The organism is Alterirhizorhabdus solaris (genome assembly GCF_007785815.1).
GTDB lineage: Bacteria > Pseudomonadota > Alphaproteobacteria > Sphingomonadales > Sphingomonadaceae > Alterirhizorhabdus > Alterirhizorhabdus solaris.
Genome location: NZ_VNIM01000015.1, coordinates 1 through 25,529 on the forward strand (window position 1 = coordinate 1; position 25,529 = coordinate 25,529).

19 protein-coding genes and 1 tRNA gene are annotated in these 25,529 nt (G+C 63.2%); 13 read left to right on the top strand and 7 right to left on the bottom strand.

Annotated elements, in window-relative coordinates; translation table 11 throughout:
• Positions 1-50 precede the first annotated feature (50 nt).
• Positions 51-127, top strand: a tRNA-Met gene (locus FOY91_RS05610).
• Here FOY91_RS05610 and FOY91_RS22780 read toward each other — a convergent pair.
• Positions 84-1,754, bottom strand: coding sequence for a recombinase family protein (locus FOY91_RS22780; RefSeq protein ID WP_420822860.1), 1,671 nt, complete (start codon positions 1,752-1,754; stop codon positions 84-86). The two genes, FOY91_RS05610 and FOY91_RS22780, sit on opposite strands and share 44 nt — an antisense overlap.
• A 362-nt stretch (positions 1,755-2,116) precedes the next feature.
• Complete coding sequence (locus FOY91_RS05625) at positions 2,117-2,914, bottom strand: hypothetical protein (RefSeq protein ID WP_145148996.1); 798 nt, start codon at positions 2,912-2,914, stop codon at positions 2,117-2,119.
• 120 nt (positions 2,915-3,034) lie between these two features.
• On the opposite strand from FOY91_RS05625, the gene FOY91_RS05630 reads away from it, so the two are divergent.
• From FOY91_RS05630 to FOY91_RS05660, 7 genes are all read left to right on the top strand, one after another.
• Positions 3,035-3,736: a hypothetical protein gene (locus tag FOY91_RS05630; protein WP_145148998.1), complete on the top strand. Its 702-nt coding sequence runs from the start codon at positions 3,035-3,037 to the stop codon at positions 3,734-3,736.
• Between the two features lies 1 nt (position 3,737).
• Positions 3,738-4,556 (top strand): DUF5677 domain-containing protein, encoded by an 819-nt coding sequence (locus FOY91_RS05635; RefSeq protein WP_145149000.1) that lies wholly within the window; start codon positions 3,738-3,740, stop codon positions 4,554-4,556.
• A gap of 178 nt (positions 4,557-4,734) precedes the next feature.
• Positions 4,735-5,091, top strand: coding sequence for a hypothetical protein (locus tag FOY91_RS05640; protein ID WP_145149002.1), 357 nt, complete (start codon positions 4,735-4,737; stop codon positions 5,089-5,091).
• 133 nt (positions 5,092-5,224) lie between these two features.
• A complete protein-coding gene (locus tag FOY91_RS05645; protein WP_145149004.1) occupies positions 5,225-5,905 on the top strand; it encodes a MerR family transcriptional regulator in 681 nt (226 codons plus the stop codon).
• Positions 5,898-6,287, top strand: a complete 390-nt coding sequence (locus FOY91_RS05650; protein ID WP_145149006.1) for a hypothetical protein — start codon at positions 5,898-5,900, stop codon at positions 6,285-6,287. Before FOY91_RS05645 ends, FOY91_RS05650 begins: the two co-directional genes overlap by 8 nt.
• A 4-nt stretch (positions 6,288-6,291) precedes the next feature.
• Positions 6,292-7,299 carry a restriction endonuclease gene (locus FOY91_RS05655; protein WP_145149008.1) on the top strand — a complete coding sequence of 336 codons (1,008 nt, stop codon included), beginning with the start codon at positions 6,292-6,294 and terminating at the stop codon, positions 7,297-7,299.
• Between the two features lie 29 nt (positions 7,300-7,328).
• The gene (locus tag FOY91_RS05660) at positions 7,329-7,796 is read left to right on the top strand and encodes a hypothetical protein (protein WP_145149010.1); all 468 of its coding nucleotides are present in this window, start codon (positions 7,329-7,331) and stop codon (positions 7,794-7,796) included.
• Between the two features lie 63 nt (positions 7,797-7,859).
• Here the strand turns inward: FOY91_RS05660 and FOY91_RS05665 are convergent, their stop codons facing one another.
• The 3 genes from FOY91_RS05665 to FOY91_RS05675 all read right to left on the bottom strand — a co-directional run bounded on the left by FOY91_RS05665 (position 7,860) and on the right by FOY91_RS05675 (position 14,168).
• Positions 7,860-9,518 carry a VRR-NUC domain-containing protein gene (locus FOY91_RS05665; RefSeq protein WP_145149011.1) on the bottom strand — a complete coding sequence of 553 codons (1,659 nt, stop codon included), beginning with the start codon at positions 9,516-9,518 and terminating at the stop codon, positions 7,860-7,862.
• A 135-nt stretch (positions 9,519-9,653) separates the two neighbouring features.
• Complete coding sequence (locus FOY91_RS05670) at positions 9,654-13,565, bottom strand: ATP-binding protein (RefSeq protein WP_145149013.1); 3,912 nt, start codon at positions 13,563-13,565, stop codon at positions 9,654-9,656.
• 366 nt (positions 13,566-13,931) lie between these two features.
• Positions 13,932-14,168 carry a hypothetical protein gene (locus FOY91_RS05675; protein WP_145149015.1) on the bottom strand — a complete coding sequence of 79 codons (237 nt, stop codon included), beginning with the start codon at positions 14,166-14,168 and terminating at the stop codon, positions 13,932-13,934.
• Positions 14,169-14,445: 277 nt separating this feature from the next.
• Between FOY91_RS05675 and FOY91_RS05680 the strand changes: the two genes are divergently transcribed.
• From FOY91_RS05680 to FOY91_RS05700, 5 genes are all read left to right on the top strand, one after another.
• A complete protein-coding gene (locus tag FOY91_RS05680; protein WP_145149017.1) occupies positions 14,446-18,087 on the top strand; it encodes a DEAD/DEAH box helicase family protein in 3,642 nt (1,213 codons plus the stop codon).
• Positions 18,088-18,218: 131 nt separating this feature from the next.
• On the top strand, positions 18,219-18,800 hold the full coding sequence (locus tag FOY91_RS05685; RefSeq protein WP_145149019.1) for a hypothetical protein: 582 nt from the start codon (positions 18,219-18,221) through the stop codon (positions 18,798-18,800).
• Between the two features lie 307 nt (positions 18,801-19,107).
• Complete coding sequence (locus FOY91_RS05690) at positions 19,108-19,620, top strand: hypothetical protein (protein WP_203234500.1); 513 nt, start codon at positions 19,108-19,110, stop codon at positions 19,618-19,620.
• A complete protein-coding gene (locus FOY91_RS05695; protein ID WP_145149021.1) occupies positions 19,617-21,605 on the top strand; it encodes an ATP-binding protein in 1,989 nt (662 codons plus the stop codon). Before FOY91_RS05690 ends, FOY91_RS05695 begins: the two co-directional genes overlap by 4 nt.
• A gap of 88 nt (positions 21,606-21,693) precedes the next feature.
• Positions 21,694-23,505 (top strand): hypothetical protein, encoded by a 1,812-nt coding sequence (locus FOY91_RS05700; protein WP_203234501.1) that lies wholly within the window; start codon positions 21,694-21,696, stop codon positions 23,503-23,505.
• A 247-nt stretch (positions 23,506-23,752) separates the two neighbouring features.
• Here the strand turns inward: FOY91_RS05700 and FOY91_RS05705 are convergent, their stop codons facing one another.
• Together FOY91_RS05705 and FOY91_RS05710 are read right to left on the bottom strand one after the other, a co-directional pair.
• The gene (locus FOY91_RS05705; protein ID WP_145149023.1) at positions 23,753-24,217 is read right to left on the bottom strand and encodes a VOC family protein; all 465 of its coding nucleotides are present in this window, start codon (positions 24,215-24,217) and stop codon (positions 23,753-23,755) included.
• Between the two features lie 10 nt (positions 24,218-24,227).
• A complete protein-coding gene (locus FOY91_RS05710) occupies positions 24,228-25,295 on the bottom strand; it encodes an MBL fold metallo-hydrolase (RefSeq protein ID WP_145149025.1) in 1,068 nt (355 codons plus the stop codon).
• Positions 25,296-25,529 lie beyond the last annotated feature (234 nt).

Genomic DNA, 25,529 nt, shown 5'->3' on the forward strand with positions numbered 1-25,529 from the left:
AGAACCCGTTCACATACCTCACACCGGAAATATCCCGGTCATAACCTCGGCGCGGGGTGGAGCAGCCCGGTAGCTCGTCAGGCTCATAACCTGAAGGTCACAGGTTCAAATCCTGTCCCCGCAACCACCGCCATAGAACAGCCCCCCGCGCCTCCGCGCGGGGGGCTGTTGCCGTTTATGGCGAACGACATCAGCGCACCGATCGAGGCTACCACCTCGGCCTCGGGTCCATCTGGAGCGTTGGGGTAGATCGTGACGCTCTCGATGAGTCGCTCGAGGATCGCAGCGGCTTCCGTCCGGATCGTGTCGTCATCAAGCGTGGCGCGCAGCGCTTCGACCTTCTGATGAAACTGGTCCAGCAGGACCGGGTGGGGGAGAATTTCACCAAGCGGGTTCGCAGCGGCAGCCTGGCTTAAGCGCGCTTCCAGCGTCGCCTTCTCGGCCTCACGATCAAAGATCATCGTCATCATCATCGGGCTGACCTTCCCCTCGACCAGGTTCCTGGCCAGGTTCGCCAGCTCGACCTCGAGCTGCTTCAGGCGAACAGCGCCCGCGACGTCGCGGCGCTCATCCCCTTGGGCGAGACGTGCCGCCTCGCGGCGATATTCCTCGACGAAGAGCTTGGCATGGCTCTCGGTGAGCAACCCCTCCTGAAGGATGGCGAGCGTCGCCGTCTCCAGGGGCGCCTTGCGCACCGACACCTTGTTGCCGCACGTGCCGCGTTCCTTCTCGCCCGCGCAGCGATAATAATCCTTGCCCGAGATCGTATAATTGGACCCGCAGCAGCTGCACTTGATAAGACCTGACAGGAGGTGCTTCTTGCGCGGTGCGCCAGCAGGAGAGGCGGCACCGGGCTTGCGCTGACGCCGTACCATTTCCGCCTGGACCGCCTCCCAAAGCTCATCGTCGATGATGCGCAGATCCGGCACCTCCACCTCGATCCACTCGGAACGATCGCGAAGCCGGTAGCGGCGCTCGCGCTTCTCGCTGTCCGGGTTCTTGCGCCACTGGCGCCGGCCCCATACGAGGCGGCCGACGTATAGCGGGTTGTTGAGGATGCCGACCAGCTTCTTCGGATCGCCGCGGATCGTCGAGGCATTCCACTCACCGCCCCTCGGGCCAGGTATCCGCTCCTCGTTCAGGGCGGTCGCGATGTCGATCGATGAAATGCCGCTCGCGAACTTGCGGTAGATCTCATTGACGACCGGGACGTTGATCGGATCAGGCTCCAGCAGCCCCTTGACCAACTCGCCCTTGGCATCGAGCTGGAATACTTTCTTGTATCCGTAGGCGCGACCGCCGGCGAACTTGCCGGCCAGTACGGACGCCTGCATGCCGCGCAAGGTCTGGTCGACGAGATGCTTCAGAAAGATTGCTCCGAGCAGCCCGGCCACGGCGAACTTGATCTCGTCGACGTGGCCCTCGGAAACGGTGTGGAGCTGCACCCGGTGGTAGGCAAGCTTCTTGCCCAGCCAGGCCACATCTTCCGCATCTCGAGCCAGGCGATCCAGCGCCTCGCAGACGATGATGTCCACCCGCCCGCAGGCGACATCGTCGAGCAGGCGCTTCAGACCGGGGCGGTCGCGGCGGTAGCCGGACACCTCGGGGTCAAGGTAAGTGGCGACCACGGTACCGCCGAGATAGATTACGAGCGGCATGCACGCCGTCGCCTGATCGGCGCTGGAACTGCTGTTCTGCAGCGCGCTGCTATGCCGACCGTAGAGTACGATACGCGGGCTCGTCATCATCGCCATTGTAATTCTCCTGTGAGTTCTGTGCGAACGCTGGTTCTCCACCGCGTCGCGACATTCTCCTCGCCGCGCAGGTCTGCGACATGATTTCCTCCCTGATCACCGCATCGATCCCACCGGAGACGCAGACTGTAGGGTCACTCAATACTCGCACCGCCCGGCGGCCCAAGTCCCGTCCTGGCGCGATGGGCCTCGCTCGCCGCCTGTCTGGCGAGCAAACGCACCATATCCGCCAAGGCGCGCGCGAACACGTCGTCGGCGGGGTCCGGCGCCTGGGCTGGCAGAGGAGTGGCGGGCTTCATCCGCCATGACGTGCCTGCTCTGTTTCATGCGGAATTGGGTATGCTGGAAATTCCAGCGCCGTCTCATGCGAAGATGTCGGCGGGATCGATCATCAGCGCCCTGACGGCCGGGCCGGGGCAGGACACGGCAAACGCATCGAGCGTTCTCTGCACCAACTGAAAACTCGAACGCTTTTCGACATCCAGATCCCCCGCCGTGCGTTCGCTATTATTGTCAGGTTTGCCCATCCGGCGAAGCCCTTCGGTCACCCATTTCGGCGCCATGGGTTTGTAGACGCCGTCGATACTCCTGGCGAAACTTGGCAGTGCGTCGGTAGCCGAGGGAAGCGTCGAACCGGTTTCGACCGCCTGCATGCATGCCTCGATCCGGGTTCGTGCTTCCACCAGCCACACCGCGACGATCACGCTCCCCTGACTGGCGGAGACGCCGATTCGATCCTCTACGAAGCTCCGCCGTCCCAGCCCCTGGGCCGCGAGGTCGGCGTTGCTCGTTGCGGCCAGGGGCTCGAGCCTGGCTGTCAGCCATTGATCGATGGAATATCGCGCCTTGCGCAGCGCCTCGGCGCCGATCATTGGGCCGAACGCCTGATGTGCCGCCGCGCCGGCGACCCTTGAAAGGAAGGCGCTGTTGAGCAACGAGGGTGGCGCGTTCGGTCCCACCCACCGGGCATTGGGATATGCCCCTTCGGGTACGTCGATCTGGAGCAGGGCGATGACGTCTCGTGACGGCATGACGAACTGGTCCATCAGAACTCGTTTCTGATACACGGTTTCCACCTCGAAGTGGAAATGGTCGCCCATCGGCAGGGTACGCCAGCGTCGTATCAGGGCGATCCGCAGGCGCGCGCGCAGCGCGCACATAAGCAGCGCGTGGGTGAGCGACGTATCTCTTATGAAGACGGAACGCCATCGCGGGAGCGAGTTGGCGCCGTTCTTACGGCGCGGATGTCGACCTCGATGAGTGCAGGTAAGCGAACGCCGGTGCTCGGCGATCACAAGCGCGTCAAATCGAAGCTCGTGACGCCGTTGAACGATATGTTCGGACCCATGTACGAGGTGTCGTGGATCAATATGATGATCCCGGAGCTGCTCTGGGTTGCGCTCGTGCAGGACGCTTGGGGTCCGCGTCGAGGCGTCGAGATCATAACCGCCTTCACGCGCGATGTCCGCGCTAGCGAGGCGACGCGCGGCCGTACGATCTGGGCGGCAGCGGGCAAGTTCGGCGCGCTGCCGACCGGTGCTCTGGCAAACATCGTGAAGGATCGGCCCTACCGGAATGATTTGTGCGCTCCCCTGGAGCCGCTCCACGCGCACTATCCCGACCATCCGATGCGCGAGCTGGTCGCCGCCGACGGAACGTCGACGTCTCGGGACTTGGAAGGGCTCAAGGGTATGGTCAGCGATCTCTTCGATCGTGCATCAACCAGCGCGACGTTAACTCAGGCGACTGCGACATGGCTCGCGTTCGATGCTGGCCGACTCAAGGTCTCCACGGGCCTGGCGCTCGCCGACTTTCCGCGAATCGAGGATTATCCCGCCACGGAGCAGTCGCAGCGTATCGCGGCGTCGATCCGGGCGACGCTCAACAAGATGTTCGGTGACGTCGACCTGATGGCGTCTGGAACCGACTGGCCGGTCGCCTTCTGGAACCGGGGACTGCAGCTCGAGCCGTGCGAGGATTGAAGTGACGGAAGAGCTACCGAAGGACGACGACAGCGAGCGCGGCATCGAGCTGTGGCCACTGATCGAGCGCTACTGCACGGACGTGGACCGTGAGCTTGCGGCACGCTTGGAAGCATGGCCGCCCAATTTTGCTGACATTCATGTTCACGAGGTGATCGGCGGTATGCTCGCGCGGCAGGCGACGCTCGCCCAAGATGTCGCGCGCGCACCTGCCCTATGGACCGGACACAGCGCGCCAATTCTGCTGCGCGCGATGGCTGATGCTTACATCAACATCGCATGGCTGCTGCTTGATCCGGTAGAGCGCTGCCGCAAGTTCATTTTGTTCGGGCTGGGCCAGGCTAAGCTCGAGCTCGAGCATCGCCGGGGGCAGATCGGTGCGCGGGAGCCGACGCCGGAGGAGACCGCCATACTCGAGGCGGGGCAGAGATGGATCGACGGCCAGCGCATCGGCTGGCTGCTCGACGTCGATCTCGGCAAATGGTCGAGCCTCTCAGTTCGTCAAATGGCCGAAGAGGCCGGCTGCATCGATTTCTACAATTATGTCTACACCCCGTTCAGCGCCTGTGCGCACTCGATGTGGCACCACGTCGCGCGATACAATCTGGTGAAATGCGGAAACCCGCTGCATCGCCATCACCGCCGACCGGTCAGCAAGGCAGCGACCCCGGACGTCCATTATCTGACCCTCGCGGCTAAATATTGGCGCAAGACGCTCGACACCTTCGATCGAACGTACGCGCTCACGATCTTAGGATCGTCATCTTACGAGACGCTGGTCGATGCCGTCACCGACTGCGTCGATCCCCAGCCGGACTGACGTGCGAGCCCAGCGTCTTTACGGTCCCCCGCGCTCTCCAGAAATCCTGGTCACGATATAGCAGATCGATCTCACCTCTCGCGCCTCCCCAGCCGGAAAGCCGCCAGTCCGCTACCGGTCCAATCTCGGCCGTAGCATCCAGTCTTGAGGAACGTCCGCTTCCGAGAATGCGGCGCAGTTGAGCTTCGTGGTCGTCACCGTCAATAACCGTGTCGTCTCTGCCAAGATCGGCAAGCCGGGCGGCCCGGACATGATTGGTCGCGACTGCGGCTCTACGGTCGGACTCGGCGTGTTGCCGCCAGCTGCGGCCATGTCCAACACGCCCGTTGAAGCAGGTTTGGGGGCGAGGATCGTGGTCTGGGTAATACGCGGACAGCGGTGGTCGCTTGTGACCAGCGTCGCCTTGGATACGCCAACCGAGAAAAGCAGCGCGCTGATCTCCTGGATCACCCCCGTCGCATATCGCCAGTCGATCGTGACCGAACGGCCGCGGCGCCGCAGGCGGCGCGGAACCGAACGAATAGCGGTACGCTGATCGTGGGCGTTGAGCGCCGGTTCCGCGCAGCGGAAGCGGTCAAGCTGCGCGCAAAACCGCTACAAAGTAGCATTGTCACTTTGGTCTTGCGCGAACCAAAGTAGCAATGCTATTTTTAGCTATGGCGTGCGACTTGACAGAACAGAAATACACACAAGGGGACGTCCTCGCCATCACGCGGCTGCGCAAGGATCTGCTGCAAACCTGGATCAACCGAAAGGTCGTGGCGCTCGGCGAACAGCATCCCGGCAGCGGGCGGCGGCGGCTCTATTCCGCGATCGATATCGTCAAGCTTGCGCTGATGCGGCGGATCGCCGATTTCGGGCTCGACCTGTCGATCGGGCGCGATCTCGCCAGCGAAGCCGAGCGGCTGCTGCTCAACGATCGCGGTGTCGAATGGGAACTGCACCTCTCGATCAAGAAGCGCGAAGCGACTCATGAGGAGATCAAGGTCGAAATGATCTCGGCCGGGTATTCCACGCTCTCGCTCCATTATATCGCCACGGTCGGTGACTCCCGCGACATGCGCGTGTCCAACTTCACCGAAACCTTCGAGTCGATGTTCAGCCGCCGAACCAGGGAGTTTCTCGTCGAGGAACGGCCGATCGATCCCGATAAGCGCGACGCACTCGCCCGCGCAGGCGTTCACGCCGAGCCGGCGCTGATCTTCCCGTTCGGCGAGATCGTCAACGGCGCGCTGGTCCAGATCGAAGCGCTCGAACAGGGTCCGCTGCCCGGCGTGATGGATGCGATGATCGAGATCGAGCTCGGCAAACGCACCAAGGCGACACAAGCATCAAGCGATCATGGCTGACGCGCGCGCCCGCGAGCAGCTGCGCCAGGAGCGCGAGGCGTTCGACCGGTCGTGCCGACATAGCGAAGCGTGGTTCAGGTTGCGGCTGGCACTCGGCTATCTGGGGTTCGGCATCATGCTTGCGATCACGGGCACCGCGGCGTGGGTGCTGTTCCACCCGGAGGCCTATGGGCCGCTGCCGGTCGGCGCGTCGGCGATCGCGGTCATGACCCAGACACTCGGACTCGGCTTTGCGATTGTGCGGATGGTCCTCCTCCAGCCGCAGGTCGCGAGCCTTACGCCGGCGACGGTTGCCAGCCGCACGACTCCAACGACGTGCCGCAAGTCCTTCACCGCTGCGATCGCCGCCGCGCCCACGACGATCACGGCTAACGAGGGCTGATCCGATGGGCCATATCATCATGCCGGCCTTCGCGTTTCGTAGTGCGCTCAGCGAGGACAGCGGCGTGCGCTCGGGGTTCGCGCTGAGCGAGGCGGACATGCTCGGGCATCTTCCGGCCGACCATCACCTGCGCGAATGCCTGATCACCGACGAGGTGCTGCGGCTCGGGTCGGAAGACTATGCTGAAGCGGTCGGCGATCTCCTATTTGCGCTGGGGGCGACGGCGGAACCTGGCATGCCGACGCTCGGCATGCGCATGATGGCGCTGCTCCAACGCGACTGGCGCTCGCTGTTCCGGCTCGATGAGATGATGACCGTCGAGGCGGTCGCGAGCCATTATCTGCGCCTGCGCAACCAGAATGATAGCGAGCAGGCGGCGATCTTCGCCGAGCTCAAGGCCATGGTCGATGACAAGCCGGGCGTGCTCGAAGCGCTGGTCGAGGCGATGACCCAGCATTTGGCGTTCAACCCCCATTTCACGCGTGACGTTGCCAAGGCCGATATGGTCGCGCTCAGCGCGCTGTTCGCCAGTGAGCAACTGCCGGCCGACGGCGCGCAGTATTTCGACCAGCGCTTCATCAACTATCTGGGCAGCCAGCCCGAGAAGCTCGGTGATATCCATTGGCGTCAATTCGAGGGGCTGACCGCCGAGTGGTTCCAGCGCAGCGGCTATGATGTTGAGCTGGGTCCAGGCCGGAATGATGGCAGTGTCGATCTGCGGCTGTGGCATCGCGGCGCGCAGCCGGGCGCACCGCCCGCGGTCATCGTCCAGTGCAAGCGGCAGAAGCAGAAGGTCGAACGCGTGGTGGTGAAAGCGCTCTATGCTGACATGCTCGAAGAGCGCGCAACTGCCGGGCTGGTCGTCACGACGAGCGAAATCAGCCCAGGCGCCGCCAAGGATGTCAGTGCGCGCGCCTATCCGATCACTACGGCGAACCGCAAACAGGTGCAGGACTGGATCCAGGCCATGCGCAAACCCCATGCCGGAATCGTCAGCGACCTGACTGGCTAAGCGCCAACGCAAACCAAGGACAGGCTAGGATGCGTCACGACGAAATATCCCAAGAACTGCGCGATCTCGCGTTCGACTTCTTCTACTGGTTTTCGCGCTTCGAGTTCGCGTTGAAGGAGGCGCCCTATCTCGAGGACGATAAGGTCGATGCACGCGCCATGCCCGGCTGGGGGAAGTTTATCGTCGATTGGCAGGACCGATATACGCTGACTCCTGCAGGCCAGAAGCTGATCGACGCGAAACCGCAGCGGCAGATCGTCGGCCAGAATGGCCTCGACTTCGCCGAAGTTCGCTTCGACGACAAACCCAGCGACCTTGTAAAGGTGATCCGGCTCGCCAAGACCGTCCGCAACAACCTGTTCCACGGCGGCAAGCATGGCAGTGCCTATTGGGACGATCCCGACCGGATGCGCGCGCTGATCCCGATCACCAAAGCCGCGCTCGACGATATCGCGCAGCAGACTTGCCTTGGCGCGGACTACAGCCGCTACTACTGACGCAGCCCGCAGAGCGCCGCGCCGACCCAGCACCAAAAATGGCACTCGAATTGCGCGCCGCCGTCAGGCGGGCCGCGCCTCGGCGAGCGTCACTTGATAGCCAAGCGGCTTGAGGATGGTCGCAATCAGCCGCGTCTGGCTGGCGTGCATCGAGTCCGAAGGCGCCTTCACCTCGACGAACCGAACCTCCCTGTCGCGCCAGAGCGTCAGATCAGGCCAGCCGGCGCGCAGATCATAGGGCGCGTCGGCGAAGAGCCGCGCGATCGCTGCCAGCCGCTCGGTGCCGAGCGCGTCGAACAGGCCGCTGACATGATGCCAGCGGACTCGCGGATAGAAGGCGGGGGTCTCGCCTGCGGTGGCGGCGATCAGCGCCCAGTTGCGGTTGATTCGTGCGGTCGTTGCTCGTCCGCAGGCGTCAATCAGCGCGCCGCGGGTGAAGCGATCCTCGTCGAAGGCAACGTTCTGCGCATAGAGCGCTTCGATATAGGTGTCGGCATTGCGCGGCTGGAGCCGCGCGAAGGACGCGGCCTTGATCAGGGTGAGCATCAGCCCGCCTTCGGCCGCCGCACCCGACCAGCCCTGTGCCACATAGTGGGCAAGTGCTGCTTCCTCGACGCTCGCCCATGTGTCCTCGGGACCATGCCGCCATAGTTTGGACTCGCCGCAGCGGAGAGCGATCACCTCATGCGCGATCCCGACGCGACCGGCCTGCCGCTCAAACTTGCTGAGCTTGCGATCCGGCACAGATCCTGGCGACAGTGCCTTGCGCAATTTGTCCGCCCGCCGTGTCACGCCAACCTGTGGGTCGAGCGCGAGCGCCTGGTCGTAGGCGATGAGCGCCGCTGCCCGGTCCCCGGTTTCCTCGAGCAATTCACCGCGAACGCGCAAAGCGCGAGCGCGGACATGGATGTCGTTATCCTGGGCGGCGCGATCGAGCCCCGCGAGGATCCGCGCAACGAAATCGGCAACGCGCACCTGGCTGGCATCCGCGAGCAGCGATCGGATGACGATGAGGTCGCCGGCGGCAACGCGACGTGCCTGCCAGCCTTCGCGGTCGATCATCGTGCCGTCAAAGTGATAGCCCACCCGCTCGACATCGCGTCGGATCAGATAAACCTGCCGCGCAACCGTGTCGAACTCATAGCCATCAGCCCAGCCGGTCTCAGGCTCCCACCGCGCGATTTCGGCCGCGGTCGTCAGGTCGAACAGCATGTAGAGGGAGCTATCCGCGCTGCTAGGCGCGTTCGCGGTTTGGCAGATGGCGAACTGGCCGTCGTTCGACAAGCCATTGCTCATCAGGTTGGCGGCGATGTCGCGCGCCAGGATCGCAGTCCCGTCGCGCCGGAAGGCGACGAACCGCCCCTTGAGTCCTTCGCCCAACATCCAATCGTTGAGGATGAAGGTGCCGTCGTTCGCGACCTTCCCGTCCTGCGGACGCTCCAACCGGCCTTCACAGATCAAGCGGTCGTGTTCGAGCAAGGCCCAGCGCCCATGCCCCTTGGCGCGATAGCCCCCAATGGTCCCTTCCGGATTACGATCGGACCAGATCAGCCGAAATTGGCCGTTCGGTGACTTGGCGAACTGTCCAACGAAGTCGATCGCATCGATCGTGATCAGCCGTTCGGAGAATTCGTGAACCTGAAGGCGCTCCGGCAAGGCCATCGGCTCTGGCGCAACTTCAGCCTTAGGTGCGCCGAACAGCCGGTCGAGCAGGCCCTTCATAAAGCAACTCTCCCGCTTCCATTACATACTCTAGCATTGCACCATGCTGCAGTATCGCCAGCCTTGATGCCTGGTATATTGAGTACCCATTGAGGTGCTGGTTGCCGCGCCGCCGCACGGCCTGCTACGGAGCCCTTACTCGTACAGCACTCCCAACACGCGGCGCGCTGATGCCATGACAGGGGTGCTTGCCACGTCGTCGATTGTCTCGGTCGCGATTACGATCGAAGAACCCAACCCGCCAATAGTTTCGAACTGACGAAGGTGAGCGAGGCCGCCACCAAGGCGGGCACCAACCCGTTTGAATACGCTGGTTCCGTCGCTGAGCGTAACCGCTGCGAGCTTGCCCTCCCAGGCGCTGAGGTCGCTAGGGCTCAGCTCGGCGCCGCCCAGAATGACTTGGCCCGGTAATGCCAGTGGGATCGCGCTGTCTTCGCGGACACGATAGGCGACCTCGATCCGCGTCAACTCGGGCGCGGCATCGACCGGCGTCGCCTCGCCGCCGCCGACCGGCGGGGGCATGTCGGTGAAGATCGCGCCGACGATCCGGTACAGGCGCACTTTGCTCTCGTCATAGGTCATCGTCGGCCGCGGGGTTCGCGGATCGGGCGTCTGCGCCGCGAGCGAGATGCCGAGCGAGCCGGGCGCCTTGACCAGCCGCCGCGCCAACACGTTACCTTGGTGCCGGGCGATCACCAGGTTGCGATCGCGACCGGGATAGGGTTCGGCATCAACAACGGCGATCGCGCCCGACGGGATGGAGAAGCCCAGCGTCTCGCCGCGGACGTAGAACAATGCTTTGCCGTCGAACCAGTCACCATCGAGTTGTTCGCTGGCGGCATCCTGCGAACCGCCCGCCGGCATCGCGCCGGCGAAGGCGGCAATGTCGGGGCAGATTGGCACCGAGAAGCTCGGTCGAGCCATGACCGGCAGCAGCACCACGTTGGTGTCGGCTGGGTCGGTCGCCGCGAGTGGTTCGCGCCAGCGATGGAGGCGGAATTGCTCGTGGACCTTCTCGACGCCGGTGCGCAGACGCACGAACGCCGGCTCGACGTCTTTCACGTCCATATAGGTGATAGACGCCCGGTCCTGATGATGCGCCTTGTTGAGGATACGGCGCGGGGCCGCGCCATCGGCGAGCCCGGGATCGTCGACGAAGCGCTTGAGGACGGGGCTGTTGAACAGCTCGCCGCTGCCGGCGGCGATCAGCGCGCGCAGCCGGTCGAGCAGCGGGAACAGCGTCAGCGCCTGGGTCGAGGTGGCGTGCGCGGGCTCCGCCAGATCGTCGAACAGGTCGCCCAGGCGTCCCTCGACGAACACGCGCAGGTCGGAGGCGTAGTTCTGCGCGTCGACTTCCGAATCGAGATTGGCGACGAATGCCTGCCGACGCCGATCGACTTCCTCGATAGTCGGCGATAGGCTCAGCGTCGGATGCACGAAGTTCACCGCATGGACTGACAGGTGCTGGACCCGCTCGTCGGCGCGGTTCTCGGCGACGAGTGACCGGGCGAACCGGCGATCATGGGTGGTGACTAAGAGCTGCGCGCCCGCCGCGGCGACGGCGGCCAACCCGTGCGCGAGCCGCTGGCGGTTATCGTGATCGAGCAGTTCCTGCGGATCATCGAGCACGAGCAATTCCAGTCCGCCGCGGGTGGCTAGAACGTGCTCGCGGAAGGCGAGAAAGAAGCCAAGCAGCGCGCCGCGCAGCGCCGAAGCGTTGGAGATGTGCTGCGCCGGCGCGGTCACGCCGTCCCGACCGACCTTAAGGTCGAGCACACCGCGCGCATTCATACCAGTGCCCGCCAGGTCGGGCGCGAAGGTCGTGGCGTTGCGATAGATCGCACGGCGCCAGTGCTCGGACCGGTTGTGCAGCTTGCGACGGAGCGTATCGACTTGTTTTTGCGCGAGTCGACCGAGGGGGACGAGCACGTCAAGCGCGGCAGAGGCACGCCCACAGGCCGCGATCCGCTCCTTCTTCGCGGCATGAGCCACGCGCGCAGCTTCTAGTCGCCGCACCTGCTCGATCGCGGAGTTGAGCGGGGCGACGCCCTCGACGATCTGCAGCAGTGACGTCAGCCGCCGTCCGATCGCGCGCGGCGCATTGGCGTCGCCATCATCACCACGCCGGACCGTCTGCAGAAATGCCTTGAGCGGTTCTCTACCTATTTCGCGCCACTCCGCGAACGCCAGCGCGCGGTAGATGCGCTCGATCATCTGCTGAAGGCCGGCGACCGACTTCCCCAGGGCGACAGGCATAGGGCGATCTGCGGGCTCGGTGAATCCGGGCAGGGCGGCGAGCCGTTCGTCGATCAGCTTCTCGGCATCGGGTCGAAGGGCGCCAAGCGGGCCCTGAAACGGTTCGCTGGCGAACAGCTCATCGGCGAGCCCTGTTCGAAGCAGCGCGGCGGGGCCGGCGGGCAGGTCGCCGCGTGCTTCCCTCGCGATTGCCGGCGGCAGCGCCTGCAGCAGATGTCCGACCCAATGCCCCGCCCAGTCAGCGATAGTCCTGGCGATCACCTGACGGTCACGGGCCGCCTCGGTGAGGTGATCGACGACGGGTTCCCCCGTGACCGGATCGCATGCGCCATGCAACTGGCCGACGCAGACCGGACAGGTGCCGTCATCGACATGCGCGTGATCGTGCATCCATGCTGAAACCTTGGCGTATAGCTGAGCACGGCGGGCGCGGTCGGGATTGGTGGCCAACTGCGCGAGTGTAGCGGCCTCCGCCTCCACCTGCGTCAGCAAGGCAACGACGTCGGCCACCTCGGCGGCGTCCACCTTCAGGGCGGACAGGCGAGCAATCGACGGCAGTTCACCCGCCGTCCGCAACCGCTCGATCGCCGGAGCGATGCTGGCCTCGAGGTCGTCGCGCGCTTGCTTGTTCTCGGGATCGAATGCTTCGCCTAGCACGCCCTGTGCCTCGCTCAACGCCGTTGCCTTCATGTCGGCGAAATGGGCGGAGAGCTCGGCAATACTTTCCGCAGCCCTCTCTCCATCGACAGCAGGCACGTCGTCCTTGAACGAGATCGCCGGGGTCTCGACAATGATACCGGCGAGGTCATCGGCCGCCTGCTGATATCGCCCGGCGATCTCAAGCCGCTGCTTCTCGATCTCGGGCGTCGCGGTCTTGGTAATCCGCGTCGACATCTTTTCGGCGTGCCGGGCAAGATCCACCAGGTCGGCAAGTCCCGTCAGCCGTGCAACCGCCTCGCCGAGCTGTGACGCCGAGCCGACCGAGAGGAACGGGAGCAAGGCCGGCATCGTGGTCGCGATCCGCCAAGCGATGGGGTCGATGCCAACTGCTTCGAGGTCTGGCGCGGCCTCGGTGAGCCTCCCGCGCGGAGACCGGCTCTGGCTGCGACGCAGCGGAGGCAGCATCGCGCCGTCCGCGTCAGCAAACGTCAGCTCCACCCAGCTGTCGGCGGGGATCGCCTCGCCATCCGGCGGCAGCTCTGCGGACTTCGGCGGCAAGGGCGTGATCGCCGACATCGGATGGGTAGTGGTCGTGCCGTCGTCGCGTGCGATCTCGCACGCGAAATCCAGCGGTCCTTCCTCAGGTGGACGCTGCGACCGGATCAGGTGACCGGACAGGCACCAGATGATCGCATTGACGATCGAGGTCTTGCCCGAGCCGTTCACACCTTCCAACAGGATGACCGGCTTGCCCGGCTCGAACACGAAGGACGCAGGCGGCGCGCTCGCCCGGCCATAGGCGTGGAGGCCGGCGAAGCGGTGCGCCTCGGCCTTGACCAGCCGCAGCAGCTTGTTCGTTCGCGCGGTGCCATTCTCGGCTTCCGCCTCGGTAGTCGGGGGCGGCGTGCCGATCACGTCGATGATTGCATCCGTGTCGGCCGCAGACAGGTTGGCGGCAGACTTCCCGCGGTTAAGGCGATACCAGTCGAGCACCGCGCGCGCATCGTCGGATGCCAATGCCAACTGCTCGCCGCCGCCGAGCGCCACCGGGCGCCCGCCGATCAGGTCGGCGAGCAAGGCGTCGGTAGTCAGCAGATGGATGTCGCGCGGTGCGCCGGTATCGTCGGCCATGATTCCCCTCAATGCGGAGCATTCTCGACCCTAAATTACCGCCCGTCCAGCAGATCAGACCAGACCGGCTCGCACGTGCTTCTGCCTGAGAGTAGACCTGTGCTTGGGTCGAGCGAAATGGCAGCGAAGTGCCAATCCTAGCGGCCCAGCGCGGTCGTTGGTGCCCCCGGAGACGCTTCCAAACGTAATGTGAACAGACGACCGCTTTCGGAAAACGTGAATTCTGCTGTGAGCGACCGGACGTGGGTCGTCGCTGGTGCAGCGGGAGTCGCCCAGAGCCGGTCATTCAGATCAACCGCCGCGAACGTTTGGTTTGGACAGGAGCTGCCGATGGAACATTCCGAAACAGACTTGCAGGAGAGCGCCCTACTTCGATGGTTCGGCGAATTGAATGAACTTCCCAATAGCTGCCATTGAGAGCAGATTAGAGGTGACGCATGCCGATGGCTCCAGATGGCTGAAGGTTAGACGTGGATGGCAGCTTGCAGATATGGTCGGCAGGATCAGCACGACATTGCCGTTCGGCAGCATGCCTAACATCGTCGGGGTGATCCTCTCGACGGGGACCTCGACGAGCAGTGGATCAGGTTCGGTGGCCAGCATTCGCGTGCGCTGACAGGACAACAGAGCCAGCTCGAAATTGGGTCTTGGCAAGGCCGATCCTGCATGCCCATCCCCCCACGCCGAGCCCGAGGAGATCGAGCGGCCGCGCCCAGGCATCGATCGCGGCCCGAGCATGGGGACGTCCAGCCTACAATTTGCCGTGCTGGGAAACGTAAGGCCTCCAGACTATGCTACGGTAAATTCGATACCGAAATGACTCCCAAATTGGCTAGTCTAAACGCAGCTACGAGGGTGTAAATTCCGAGAAGAGAGGCGCATGGGGGATAAGTCGAAGAAGAGCCCCGCACCGTCGCAGGGTGATGTGTCGAGCGTCGCGTTTTTGCGTTCGACAGATGTCGGCGGCACCGTTTCGGTTGAGGTAGACCAAAGCGCGCTTCCCAACATCGAGACGCTGTACAGCCGCTGGATGAGCGGGCTGGATGCCCTGGAATTCTGGCGCGCCGCGGCCAGCGGCACATATCGACCAGTCAAGGGGCTGTGGCTCCCGCAACGGCGCGCGGTCGCTTTTGCGCACGCCTATCTCGCGGCCTGGGACATTGGCGTTGCCGATGGACAGGCCGCCCTGGTCAAGATGCCGACAGGAACCGGGAAGTCGGCCGTGATCGCGACTTTGGCTTGCGTTTCACCACGGGTGAAGAAGGTTCTCATCCTCACGCCGCGCGAGGGATTGGTCAGCCAGATGCGCTTCGATCTCTCGTTCCGTTTCTGGGGCAAGGCCTTCGGCGCCGTCTATGACGGCGACCGATTACGCGAAGACGTCGATCAGGTTGAGATCGAGCGCATCGAGAAGGCGGTGACCAGCGGCAGGATCGCTCCGGCGCGCACCCTCGAGGCGGCCCAATATGCGAAGATCGTCGATGACGCGGATGCAGGCAAGGACCGGCAAATCCTCGTTGGCACCTTCAACGCACTGCACCGTGTGCTCGGTCTTGAACCCCCGCCGCACCGCGACTTCCAAGGCCGCAACGCCCCCGAACCGGCGGCAAGCCTCAGCAGCCTGCCGGGAGGTGCCGAACGTCTGCGAACGCTGCTGCGCGATGTGGATCTCGTACTTGTTGACGAGGGCCATTATGAGCCGGCCTACGCATGGTCCCAAGCCGTGCGCGCCCTTGGCCGCCCGACAATCATCTTCTCCGCGACGCCCTATCGGAACGACTACAAATATTTCAAAATCGACGGAAGTTTCGTCTTCAATCTGCCGTGGGACGAGGCTGTCGGCCAACGCCTGATCCGCGATGTTCGAGTGGAGCCGCCGCTCGCTGTGACCGGCGCACCGCCAACCAATCCGACACGGGAGGAGCTGTTCGTCCACCAGTTTCGCACGACGTTCGCCGCGCTGCCTGCGGACAAGAAGGTGATCGTGCATGCGGCGACGTTCCGCTCGCTCGCCGCCCTCCAGGCTGCCATTCATGATATGCTGAAGCAGCCGGCGGTGCTGATCCATGATGTCGCCACCAAGGGCGGCAATGCCAAGCTAGGACTCGATGGCCTTTCAGAGACTTCCATCGAGCAGCTCAAATCGCTCCGCTTCGAAAAGGTGCGCGCCGCGGTCAAGGACGACCAGGCCAAGGTTGCTCGGATTTGGCTCCACCAATATAAGCTGCTGGAAGGGATCGACGATCCTAGCGTCGTCGAGATCTGGCTCCTCGATTCTTTCGGATCCGCGCGGCAACTCGTCCAGCAGATCGGTCGCGCCACCCGCTTGCCCGACCTGCACGACGCAGCAGGTCAGCAAGCGACCGTCCGCGGCAGCAGCGGCCGGATCGACCGCTATGTCGGCGCGCCGACTGTGCATGAACAGATCGACGAACGTTGGCAGAATTACCTCGCTTATGAGCGATATGCGGCAAGCGAGGTCGAAATGGCCTTCCGGGCCGAGACCCAGTTGCTGGCAAGTGTCAAGCGCGCGGCACCGGCCGTCCAGTATATTGCGCGCGAGTTCCGGGGCGGGCATTTGCTCGACGAGACCCCAACCATGGCCGCCTTCATCCTGCCGCGTCGTGCGAGTGTGCATGTTCTCGAGGGCTCGCCGAAGAGCGTAAAGACTGAGACGCTGGACGAGCTGGCCAGGGCGTTCTGTGAAGCGATGCTGCTCGAGGAGCGCTTTGATATTTCAGAGGTCTCGCCACCGGCCGGCCTCGAGGGCGACTATGCCGATGTGCGGATGATCCGGTATCTGCTTTGGAGCAATTCGCGCTATCTCGCACACCACCACATTCCCGAATGGCGGCTTGGCGTGGCGGTCATCGCGCGAGCGGGACCCCACATCTTCCTCCTCGATACCGAGGGCGTGCCGATCGACAGATCAAGACTCAAGCTGCTAGCGCCGCCGACCGAGGACCTCCGCCGGCTCTTCCCTGACACCAAGAGTGACGCCGCGCTCCGCACGCGGATCGTGGAGACTGCGGCGGCGGGCCTAGACCTGGGCGAGCGCGGCCTCCGGTCGCTGCGCGTGCGGCGGCATGCGATGGAAACCGGCTATTTCGATCTGGCCGAAGCCAGCCAGGTACCGACGTCGATTAGCGGGATCGCACCGCATGACGGCGGAACCGCGCGCCGGCGCCTATCGCTGGGGACCTCGAGCGTGGCTGACAGCAGCTACGCCTTTCTGGCCGTAGACAAATGGCTCGCATGGGTGCGCCTGATCTCGGCGGCGATGACCGCTGACGCGACGAGGCCGCACCAATATTTCAGCCGTTTTGCGCGCGAGGTGCCGCCGCCGGCATCCGGGAACGGCAAGGCCAAATCGATCTTGCTCGATCTGTGGGGGGTAGTCGACGAGGTGGCCAGCGAAGAGGCTGATGCCAAGGGCTGGGACGAGAGCAAGCTCAAGGCCCTGCTTGATTACGACACCTGCTGCGAGATCAAGGACGCCGTCGATGATGACGGCAAGGTGATCGGGCAGGCCTTTGAATTCGGACCATATCAGCTTTCGATCGAATATATCTACCGCGGCACCACGCCACCGCGGGGCCGCTACAAGATCGAGGGAGAGAAGCTCGACCAAGCGGTGACCGGGGTCGAGGCGGCCGAGAATGCCGGCGTCGAACTGCACGAGTATAATCGCGAGTTCGGACGCAAGCTGCCAAGCTCCCTGATCCGGATCATCAACCAGCAGCAGTCGTTTCGTGTCATCCCGGCGAGCGGTGACTGCGTTTACTCGACAGGTCATTTCTACAAGCCCGAGCTCAACCCCTCGATGCTTGAGATCCTAGAAGGGTCGGCGCACACCAAGGCCGTCCTTAGCGAGAAGGGGGACACGCGCGTCAAGGATGCGGCGAAATGGAATACGCAGACGCTATTCGGCTTGGTTTTTGGGTGGCTCGACGGAAGCCTTCCCAAGCCGAATGAGCAGTTCGGAATCGATCTGATCGCATCGCAGGTGATCATCTGCGACGACAGCACTGTCGAGACTGCCGATTTCTATGCGGTCGACCCGGTCGCCCGGCGCGTGATGCTCATCCATGCCAAAGCGTCGGAAACCCGTAATCCCGAAGCTGCCGCAGGCAAGTTGCAGGATGTCACCCGCCAAGCCCAGGCGAGCCTTGCCTTCGCGGGTTCTGCGGGGGTGGGCCTCGCCAAGCCGCCAGGCTGGGATAACGACTGGTCCGTCAAGTTGAAGGACGCCGCAGGCAAGCCTGTGGTGAAACAATCCCGTCTCCTCATAGGGCCGCCGACGATCGACGAAGCCCATCAGGCACTGGCAGCCGCGCTGGCGGACCCATCCTATCGCAAGGAGGTAGTCATGATGACCAGCGGCCTCCTGAGCTCCGCGGCGGCCAAGAAGGCCTTCACCCGACGGAACACACAAGATCTCCAATTCCTCTATTTCCTAGCCAGTGCCCGGACCGCCTTCGATCGCGCCGGGGTGCGTTATCGCATCATCTGCAATCCCTGAAGAGCGGGTGTCCTGCGGGCAAATTTCGACGTGCGCTCGGGATAGAGATACAGTAACATATGACGGCGTGTCGGTCGAAAGCCGGGACGCAGCGGCCGAAAGCCGCGATGCCTCTTGGCCAGGAGCAAGCCATGACCACGCCACCCTCATATTCGCAAATGTTTGCGTGCCTGTACGATCAGGCCACGCCTGTTGGCGATCTCGGCCGGGGCAGCCACTATTCGGTTTTTCGAAGCGTCCAGTGGCGCGATCTGGACGGAGACTTTCGAGACAGCGGGCGATTGCACGACTTTGCGGTGATTTGGGATGAGGATCACGACACGCGGGTGATCGGCTTCATCGAGCAGTTGCACATGCACGGTCTCCTGTGGCCGGTGGTGTTCGTCGGGGAGCGCAAGGGCATGCTGACCGTGCTGCTTTGGCACGATGTCGATCCGGTCCGCGAACGCTCCGACTGGTACGATGTCGTGAAGGAACTCGCCGAAAACGCCGTCGAATGCGATGTCTGGTCCGCCGATTTCGGGCGCTTCTATCGCGACCCAGCGAATAGCCAAGGTCGCACCAACGCGGAAACGATCATCAACGATAGCGACGATCTGGTGGTCAGCTATCTCCAGTCCATCGACGTACTGTGGCAACTGGGGGAAAAATCTCGATCGGTCTTCAAGCAGATCATGCCGGTGCTGGATCGCAAAGATGAGGCTCGGCAATGATCGCACTTTATCGGTCGTGGCGGGGTGCGGAACTGCGGTGGATAGGCTTGCCACGATCCGATCGTGGCCACTGTGCGCCGTGACGTGATAGGATCCGTGAAGGGCAGGGGGCAGGGCTGATATGGAGCTAGGAGGCGGGGATCATCTAGACGGGGGGAGCGGCGCAATCCCACTAATCGGCCAGCGTGAGCCTGGTTCGCGCTATCGCGACGCGCTGAGACTCCTGTTCATCCTCGCTCAGGGAAGTGAGCCGACCGAAAATCCTGCTGACGACGCGGTCCGCATCTTTAGGGCCGAGAAACGCCTGATGGCGATGGATTTCCTCGTTCGGTATCCTGACTATCTCGCCGATGCACTGCTGGATTTGTACGAGCAAACCGGCGAACAGGAGTTGCTCGGACAAGTTCGGCAAATATTTCTCAAGGAAGAGCCATCCGTCCGACTGGTGCGCATGGTCCGATGGCGACACGGCGCCTATCAAAACGTCGACGATGCGCTGTCGACGTTGAGCTATTACGGCTTGGTCAGACCGATGCAATTATCAGATGGCGACGGAAAGGTCAGGCGGTATGAGTATCTGATTTCCGCCAAGGCGCTCGCGTTTCTGGAGGATACCGTGCGACAGCATCCTGAATTGGCGTGGTACAAGGATCGCTTGGAGCTGGTCATGCGCATCGCGCACGGGAAGAGCGGCTCCGCGCTCAAAGAGTGGCAATACGAACATCCCGAATATGGAAACACGATGCACGGCGACATCATCGCGAGTATCAGCTCGCAGGTCGAGAAGCGGCTCGCCAAGATCGATGAGGCGAACGAATGAAAAAGACAGCCGCCGTTGAAATGACCGAGCTTGGCTGGGTCAAGGCGATAGCTGAGCAGTGCAACTTCGATATCGGCGACGTTCGTCAGGTTCTGCTCAAATATGGCATCCGCGCGCAGACGACCCCACCGCGCTCGAAGAGCCTGCGCTTTGAAAGCATAAAATTCAGCGGGGTGCGGTCTGAATCGACGCCCGCCGGACCGTTCAGCCTCTCATGGCTGGATCTTGATGCCGGCATCTACGCGGTGATGTCCGAGCGTAATCTCCGTGGTAAATCCTCGATCCTGAATATGTTGAACGCCGCAATCCGCGGTGATTTTCCCGGCCGGATCAAGTCCGATATCTGGAAATGGCTGCAAGCGCTCGAGGTGCGGTTTCGCATCGATAACGTGCTCCACCGTCTGGAGCTTGAAAAGGACGCTGGCCAGGAGAAGGCCGCGCAGGGCCGCGCACGCCTCAGCCGCAGCGATGACGGCCATCAATGGGTGACCCTTTACAGCGGTGACGCTGCAGAGGGTTTGAAGGCGCAAACCGAACAGTTGATGATGGAGGAACTCGATTTCCCCGTTATCTATGCCCACAACAAAAATACCGGTGGCCATGCGCATGGATGGCCGCTGATATCGTCCGCCTTCTATCTGTCGAGTTCGGTCGAACCGAAGGCGCTGTTCGGTGATCTGCCGGTCGACGGCATTCCTCTGCGTCTTCTTCAACTCTTCATCGGCCTTCCCTGGGTCTCGACGTACAGCGCAGCGTTGAGCGCGCAAAAGCAGATTGAGCAGGGGATTGCCAACCGCCCGAGCCAGGCCGGGACGGTGACGGTTCTCAAGACCAAGCTGCTCGACGTAGAAGAACAGCTGGCGGAAGCCAAAAAGGCGCGCGGTCCCGACAATCGAAGTGCCTTGAGGCTTCAGCTGGCGCGGCTTGACGAGACCATCGCTGCGGATCGCAGACAGGCCCGTGACGCCAATACCGTGATGGAGGCAGATGAGACCAGCCTCGGTGCCATATCGGAGAGCTTCGAAACCGCCAGGCGGCGGCTCAAGCTACTTGAGGAAGAGCGATCCGCAGGATATTCGTTTCGGCAATTGAGCCCGTCCTGCTGCCCTGCCTGCGAGGGCCGGTTCGAGATTTCATCAACGGCGGAATCCTCGCCGGACGCCAGTTGCGCATTGTGCAAGAACGCGCTTCCCGACGAAGACGCCGAAGCAGATGGTGATCGCATCACCGATGCGACACATCTGGTCGCCGAGCTCAAAGAATCCGTCGAACAGGCGAAAGCCAAGCAGAAGCGATCCGAAACCGATGCGCTCGCAAAGAGCGAGCGGCTTCGTCTCAACATGGCTGAAGCACGTCGGGTGCAGGACGAGTTGTCGGCCTTGCCCGTCGATCCCGACAACCGCGTGATAGAGCTCGAAGCACAGGCCAAACAGTTGCAGGAGCTGCTCACCGCGCTGCAACTGCCGTCGGCCGAAGACGGCGAGGCGCAAGTCGAGCTTCAAATCCTGCGAGCCGCCAGTGAGATTAGCAAATTATCGATGACCGCCATGCAGGAGGACATTCTGGGTGAGATCACAGACGCGGTGATGAGCCTCGCAACAAAGTTCGGGGTGTCGCATCTGACCAGCATGCATCTCGACAATGGCGGCAGATTGAAAGTATGCCAGGGCGGCGCCAATCCGTTTTTCAGCGCCCTGACCATGGGTGAGAGGCTGCGCATCAAGATCGCGATTGCGTTGGCCGCCGTCGAGGTTGCCAGGCGTCGCGGGCATGGGCGTCACCCCGGACTGCTGATCATCGATTCACCGGCTTCAGAAGAGGTGGTGAGCAAGGACTTTGAGCAGATGCTTGATAGTGTCGCGGCGGCAGCGCGAAACATCGGCGGAATTCAGATCATCATCGGCACGATTGCGCGCGAGGCGGTGGAAGCCGTGGTGCCCGACACGCACCGGCTACACGCCAAGGGAGAGGCCTATCTCTTCTGACCCATCGCCCATCGACGACGTCGTCATCCTGCGCACTCCAATTGGAGATCGCATTCTCGATCCAGGCACCACGTCGGAACCGACCCTGTTGCAGGCGATCGATGAGCTGCCCGACAACATAGCGCGCGTCGATGCATTTCTGTGGCTCGCTCGGTGGGTGGACGCATCGTCCGTCCAGGCGGCGCTTGTTCGCCTGCTTGAGCGCGAAGACGATGCGACGTCGCTGGCCGAGATGATCGATGGCCTGGAGAGCCTCGCAGCCATTCCGCCGACATTGGCCCAACCGATATGGGATGCGCTGCGACCGCGCTTCGAGGCACGGTCGGAACATAGCTGGATGCGGTGCCATGCGCTGCGTGGCGGCCTTCTCGTGGTACAGAACAGCCCCAGCCTGATCCGCCGCTTGCAGGCCTATATCCTTGACGTGGATGCGCAGGACGACGGCGCGTACCTGCGCCATGTGGCTAAAGTCGCCGGCGTTATTCTGCGGCGATATCCGGACGACGATTTCAGGGCGGTCCTTCATACTCTGGCGGGCGTCGAGGCCTCGGCGGATGAGGCGGCGCTAGAACTGGGCCTCGACCAGCTCCGGCAGAGCTTGGTGGCGCAGACCCAAACAGGCGTGTCGTTGGCTCTGGCCAGTGCGCGTGAATGGTTCGAACGCTCGCTCACGTCCAGCGAGAACCGGCCGGATGCTCGGCTCTATGAAATCTGTGCGTCTGTTCTTATCGCGACACAGGCTACCGGCTTGGACGGTGCGCTGGATCGGCGATTACCCGAATTGCGCCGATGGGCTTTCGAATTCTCCGCTTACGCTGCGGCGTCGCATTGCGCGACATCCTGGCTCTCGGGGATACCGCAGGAGCGGTTCCACTGGCTATCGATGGCTTCGAAACTGGCGACACTCGGCCGGTCCTTCACGAAGGACATCTGGCTCCATGCCAATTTGGTGATCGAGGAAGAGCTGCTGGCGATCTTCTTTGTTGGCGAGCGCATCTTTGGCCGGTCGGATGCCAGTGGCATGAACCTCCTAGCGCGCAATGCCATTGTCACCGCGTTGCGCCGTCGAAGCTTCTACGTTGAAGCGATTGACCAATGGCTGGTGGAGAATGGCGACAGCACTCTCGCGCCGTCAGTAAGGCAGGTGCGGGACGCGGTCCGTCAGACTGTCGTCGATGGAATCCATCGGCACCCTTTTGACGAAGCGGCAGAAGTCCGCATCGCCGATCTGCTGAGAAAATCCGGAGTCGACGCGGCGACTGCCGCGATGACGGCCGCACAAATCGAAGTAGCGGTCGATCGTAACCAGCCGGTGGCGCCCGTTTGGCAACGGATGATGGACGACTTGTCCGAATGTGCCGACATCGATCGCTGTCCGGCGAAGGCGTTGTTGGAGACGATGTGTACGCTGATGTTGCGTTTCCTCGAGTTCCGCGCCAGCGTCGGCACTGCGACCGACCCATCCAGCGAGTATGTCTTCCGCCGCGGTAGCAATCTGCCGGTCGAGCACGATCTTCATCTGGATTTTCTGAAGTTCCTGTCATCGACCGACACTCCGTCCATACAGGCGGAGGCCCGCGACACAGGTGGCGGGCGATCGGACATCGCCATCGCATTTCGCGGCCTCAAGACGATCGTCGAGGTCAAAAAAGACGACAATGTTCCTGACAACAAGACGCTGGCACAGCGTTATGCAGGACAAGCGACCGGCTATCTCACGACCGGTGTCCGTTTCGGCTTTCTACTCGTCCTCGACCTCACCGATCGTGCGGGACATCAGCCACATATTTCCGAGCAGATCAGCGTCGAGCGCAAGAAGCCCACTGGATCCGACGTAGAATATCATGTGATCACAGCACGGATTCAGGGGAAACGGAAAACGCCACATCAGCTTCGTTAGCGCGCCGTCTGCAGAGGGGATGTGCGAACGACCGCTGCCCCTGGTCGGGTTTATGACGGCAAGAAAAATTCAATCTCGAACGTCGGGTTCTGGCAACGGCTGACGTTCGAGCAACCTCGCCGGAACGTCGGGAATGTCCCACTTCCAGCCCTCGATGCAGCATCTGGAGGCTCGACCATCTCACATTAACGAGCGTCCGAAGCTGGACACCTCACTGAGGCTGCTGAACGGCCGCAATTGGGTCTTCTTACCTCGCCGATCGCGTCGAGTCGTTTATCTCGATGACGTAGCCGTCGGGATCACGCACGAAGATCTGGCGCACGCGATCCGGACGGCTCTGGATCGCGTGGTGGCCCTCCATGTCCGTCCAAGCGATATGTTGCGCGTCGAGGCGTACGACCATCGCGTCGAGGTCCGCGCAGGCCAGTGCGAAATGGTTCCAGCGATTGTGCGTGGCGCCTGGCGTGTCGTGAGCGACGATGTGCAGCATCCGGTCGCCGTCGAGTGCGATCCAGCGGGCGGCGTTGGTCGGGAATGGCGCCGGCACCTCGCGCAGACCTAGCACCCCCGTGTAGAAGGCGACGCTCCGGTCGAGGTCCGCCGCCTGGATGCCGACATGGTCGAGCGATAGCGCCGGTGCCGCCGTAGCCGGTTGAGCGCGGACGGGCGCTCCTGGCGCGGCGAGGAGGAAGGCGGCAAGGGCGTGACGCATCGATCTCTCCTCAGGCGCGGAACAGGTAGCGGGTGCCGACGATCGAGCGGATCACCTTGCCTGGCATCGCCGCCTGCGCCGCCGCAATGAAGGTCTCGCCGGAGCAGTGGCCGGGGATGATGACGTCGGGATCGATCGCCTGCATGAGCGCGACCGTCTCCCTCGCCTGCGCGGCCGTCTGCGGCGGCACGAGGTGAAAGCCGCCGACGATGGCATGCACCTTGTCGATACCCGACACTGCTTGCGCCTGTCGCACGGTGTTGATGATCCCACGATGGCTGCACGAACCGATCACGACCAGCCCTCGACCAGCGACGTTGTATGCCGTGCCGAGTTCGTGGACGGCGTCATCGATCAGGAAGCTCCCTTCACGCTTTGCCGGATCGAGCAGCGCGCGATCGCAACCCTGACCGGGCAGCATCGCGGTCGGCACCCGCGGTCGCTCGGGCGAGACGAATGGGATGCGGCCCGTGGTAAAGCCCTGGCCCGCCACGACCCTTGGCTCGCCCGAGATCACCGGCACCACCCCCGCGCGGAGCAGCGCCGGGCGGTCGATTGCGCCGAAGGGCGGCCCGTCGGGATCGGTGCCGCGGACGCGCGCACAGAACGCTTCCTCGCCGCCCACGAACAGCGGCGTGCCGCGCCGAATACGGCCGGTCGCGAGCAGTCCATCGAGGCCGCCGAAATGATCGTAATGGCCGTGGCTCAGCACCATCGCGTCGACCGTGCCGGAATCGATGCCGAGCAGCGCCATGTTGTTCAGCAGCGCCTCTGGTGTGTAGCCGAAATCGACGAGGGTGGTGCGCGCCGCAGCTCCGATGCTGGAGCGCGCGAGTAGCGAGTAGCCCCACTGACCGGCGAACGCCCGATGGTAGTCACGCGCGATCGGCGGCGGTGTCACCTTGATCAGCGGCGTGTCGGTCGGCGTACCGAAGACCGCCGTCGTGCTGTCGACCAGGACGGTCAGTTCGAGACGATCGACGGCGGGGATGGCCAGTGTTGCTGCCGGGGCCCGGCATGGCCACGCCACCGTCGATGCTGCGGCAAACGCCAGAATGTTTCTGCGGTCGATCTGCACGGCGCGTCCCCTTCGGCCGCTGGCATAGGGCGCCTAATCGGCGCCGCGATCAAGCCGCTGCTAGCATGGGTGGAAGCTGTTTGACGCGCCGGGGATCGCGCACGTGCTTACAGGCTGCCGTGACTGCAGAGTATGAACCGGAAACCGAACCCTGAACCAATGTCCAGAGGTGGGCGGCCGGTTGGCATCCGTGAGCGGCCGTAACTTGGGTCATTTTATCTTTCAAATCCGGCC

Coding starts and splice junctions, on each gene's coding strand:
- FOY91_RS22780 (WP_420822860.1), bottom strand. CDS start 1,754: ATGGCGATGATGACGAGCCCGCGTATCGTACTCTACGGTCGGCATAGC.
- FOY91_RS05625 (WP_145148996.1), bottom strand. CDS start 2,914: ATGTGCGCGCTGCGCGCGCGCCTGCGGATCGCCCTGATACGACGCTGG.
- FOY91_RS05650 (WP_145149006.1), top strand. CDS start 5,898: ATGGCTGACGCGCGCGCCCGCGAGCAGCTGCGCCAGGAGCGCGAGGCG.
- FOY91_RS05655 (WP_145149008.1), top strand. CDS start 6,292: ATGGGCCATATCATCATGCCGGCCTTCGCGTTTCGTAGTGCGCTCAGC.
- FOY91_RS05660 (WP_145149010.1), top strand. CDS start 7,329: ATGCGTCACGACGAAATATCCCAAGAACTGCGCGATCTCGCGTTCGAC.
- FOY91_RS05665 (WP_145149011.1), bottom strand. CDS start 9,518: ATGAAGGGCCTGCTCGACCGGCTGTTCGGCGCACCTAAGGCTGAAGTT.
- FOY91_RS05670 (WP_145149013.1), bottom strand. CDS start 13,565: ATGGCCGACGATACCGGCGCACCGCGCGACATCCATCTGCTGACTACC.
- FOY91_RS05675 (WP_145149015.1), bottom strand. CDS start 14,168: ATGCTGGCCACCGAACCTGATCCACTGCTCGTCGAGGTCCCCGTCGAG.
- FOY91_RS05680 (WP_145149017.1), top strand. CDS start 14,446: ATGGGGGATAAGTCGAAGAAGAGCCCCGCACCGTCGCAGGGTGATGTG.
- FOY91_RS05685 (WP_145149019.1), top strand. CDS start 18,219: ATGACCACGCCACCCTCATATTCGCAAATGTTTGCGTGCCTGTACGAT.
- FOY91_RS05690 (WP_203234500.1), top strand. CDS start 19,108: ATGGCGATGGATTTCCTCGTTCGGTATCCTGACTATCTCGCCGATGCA.
- FOY91_RS05695 (WP_145149021.1), top strand. CDS start 19,617: ATGAAAAAGACAGCCGCCGTTGAAATGACCGAGCTTGGCTGGGTCAAG.
- FOY91_RS05705 (WP_145149023.1), bottom strand. CDS start 24,217: ATGCGTCACGCCCTTGCCGCCTTCCTCCTCGCCGCGCCAGGAGCGCCC.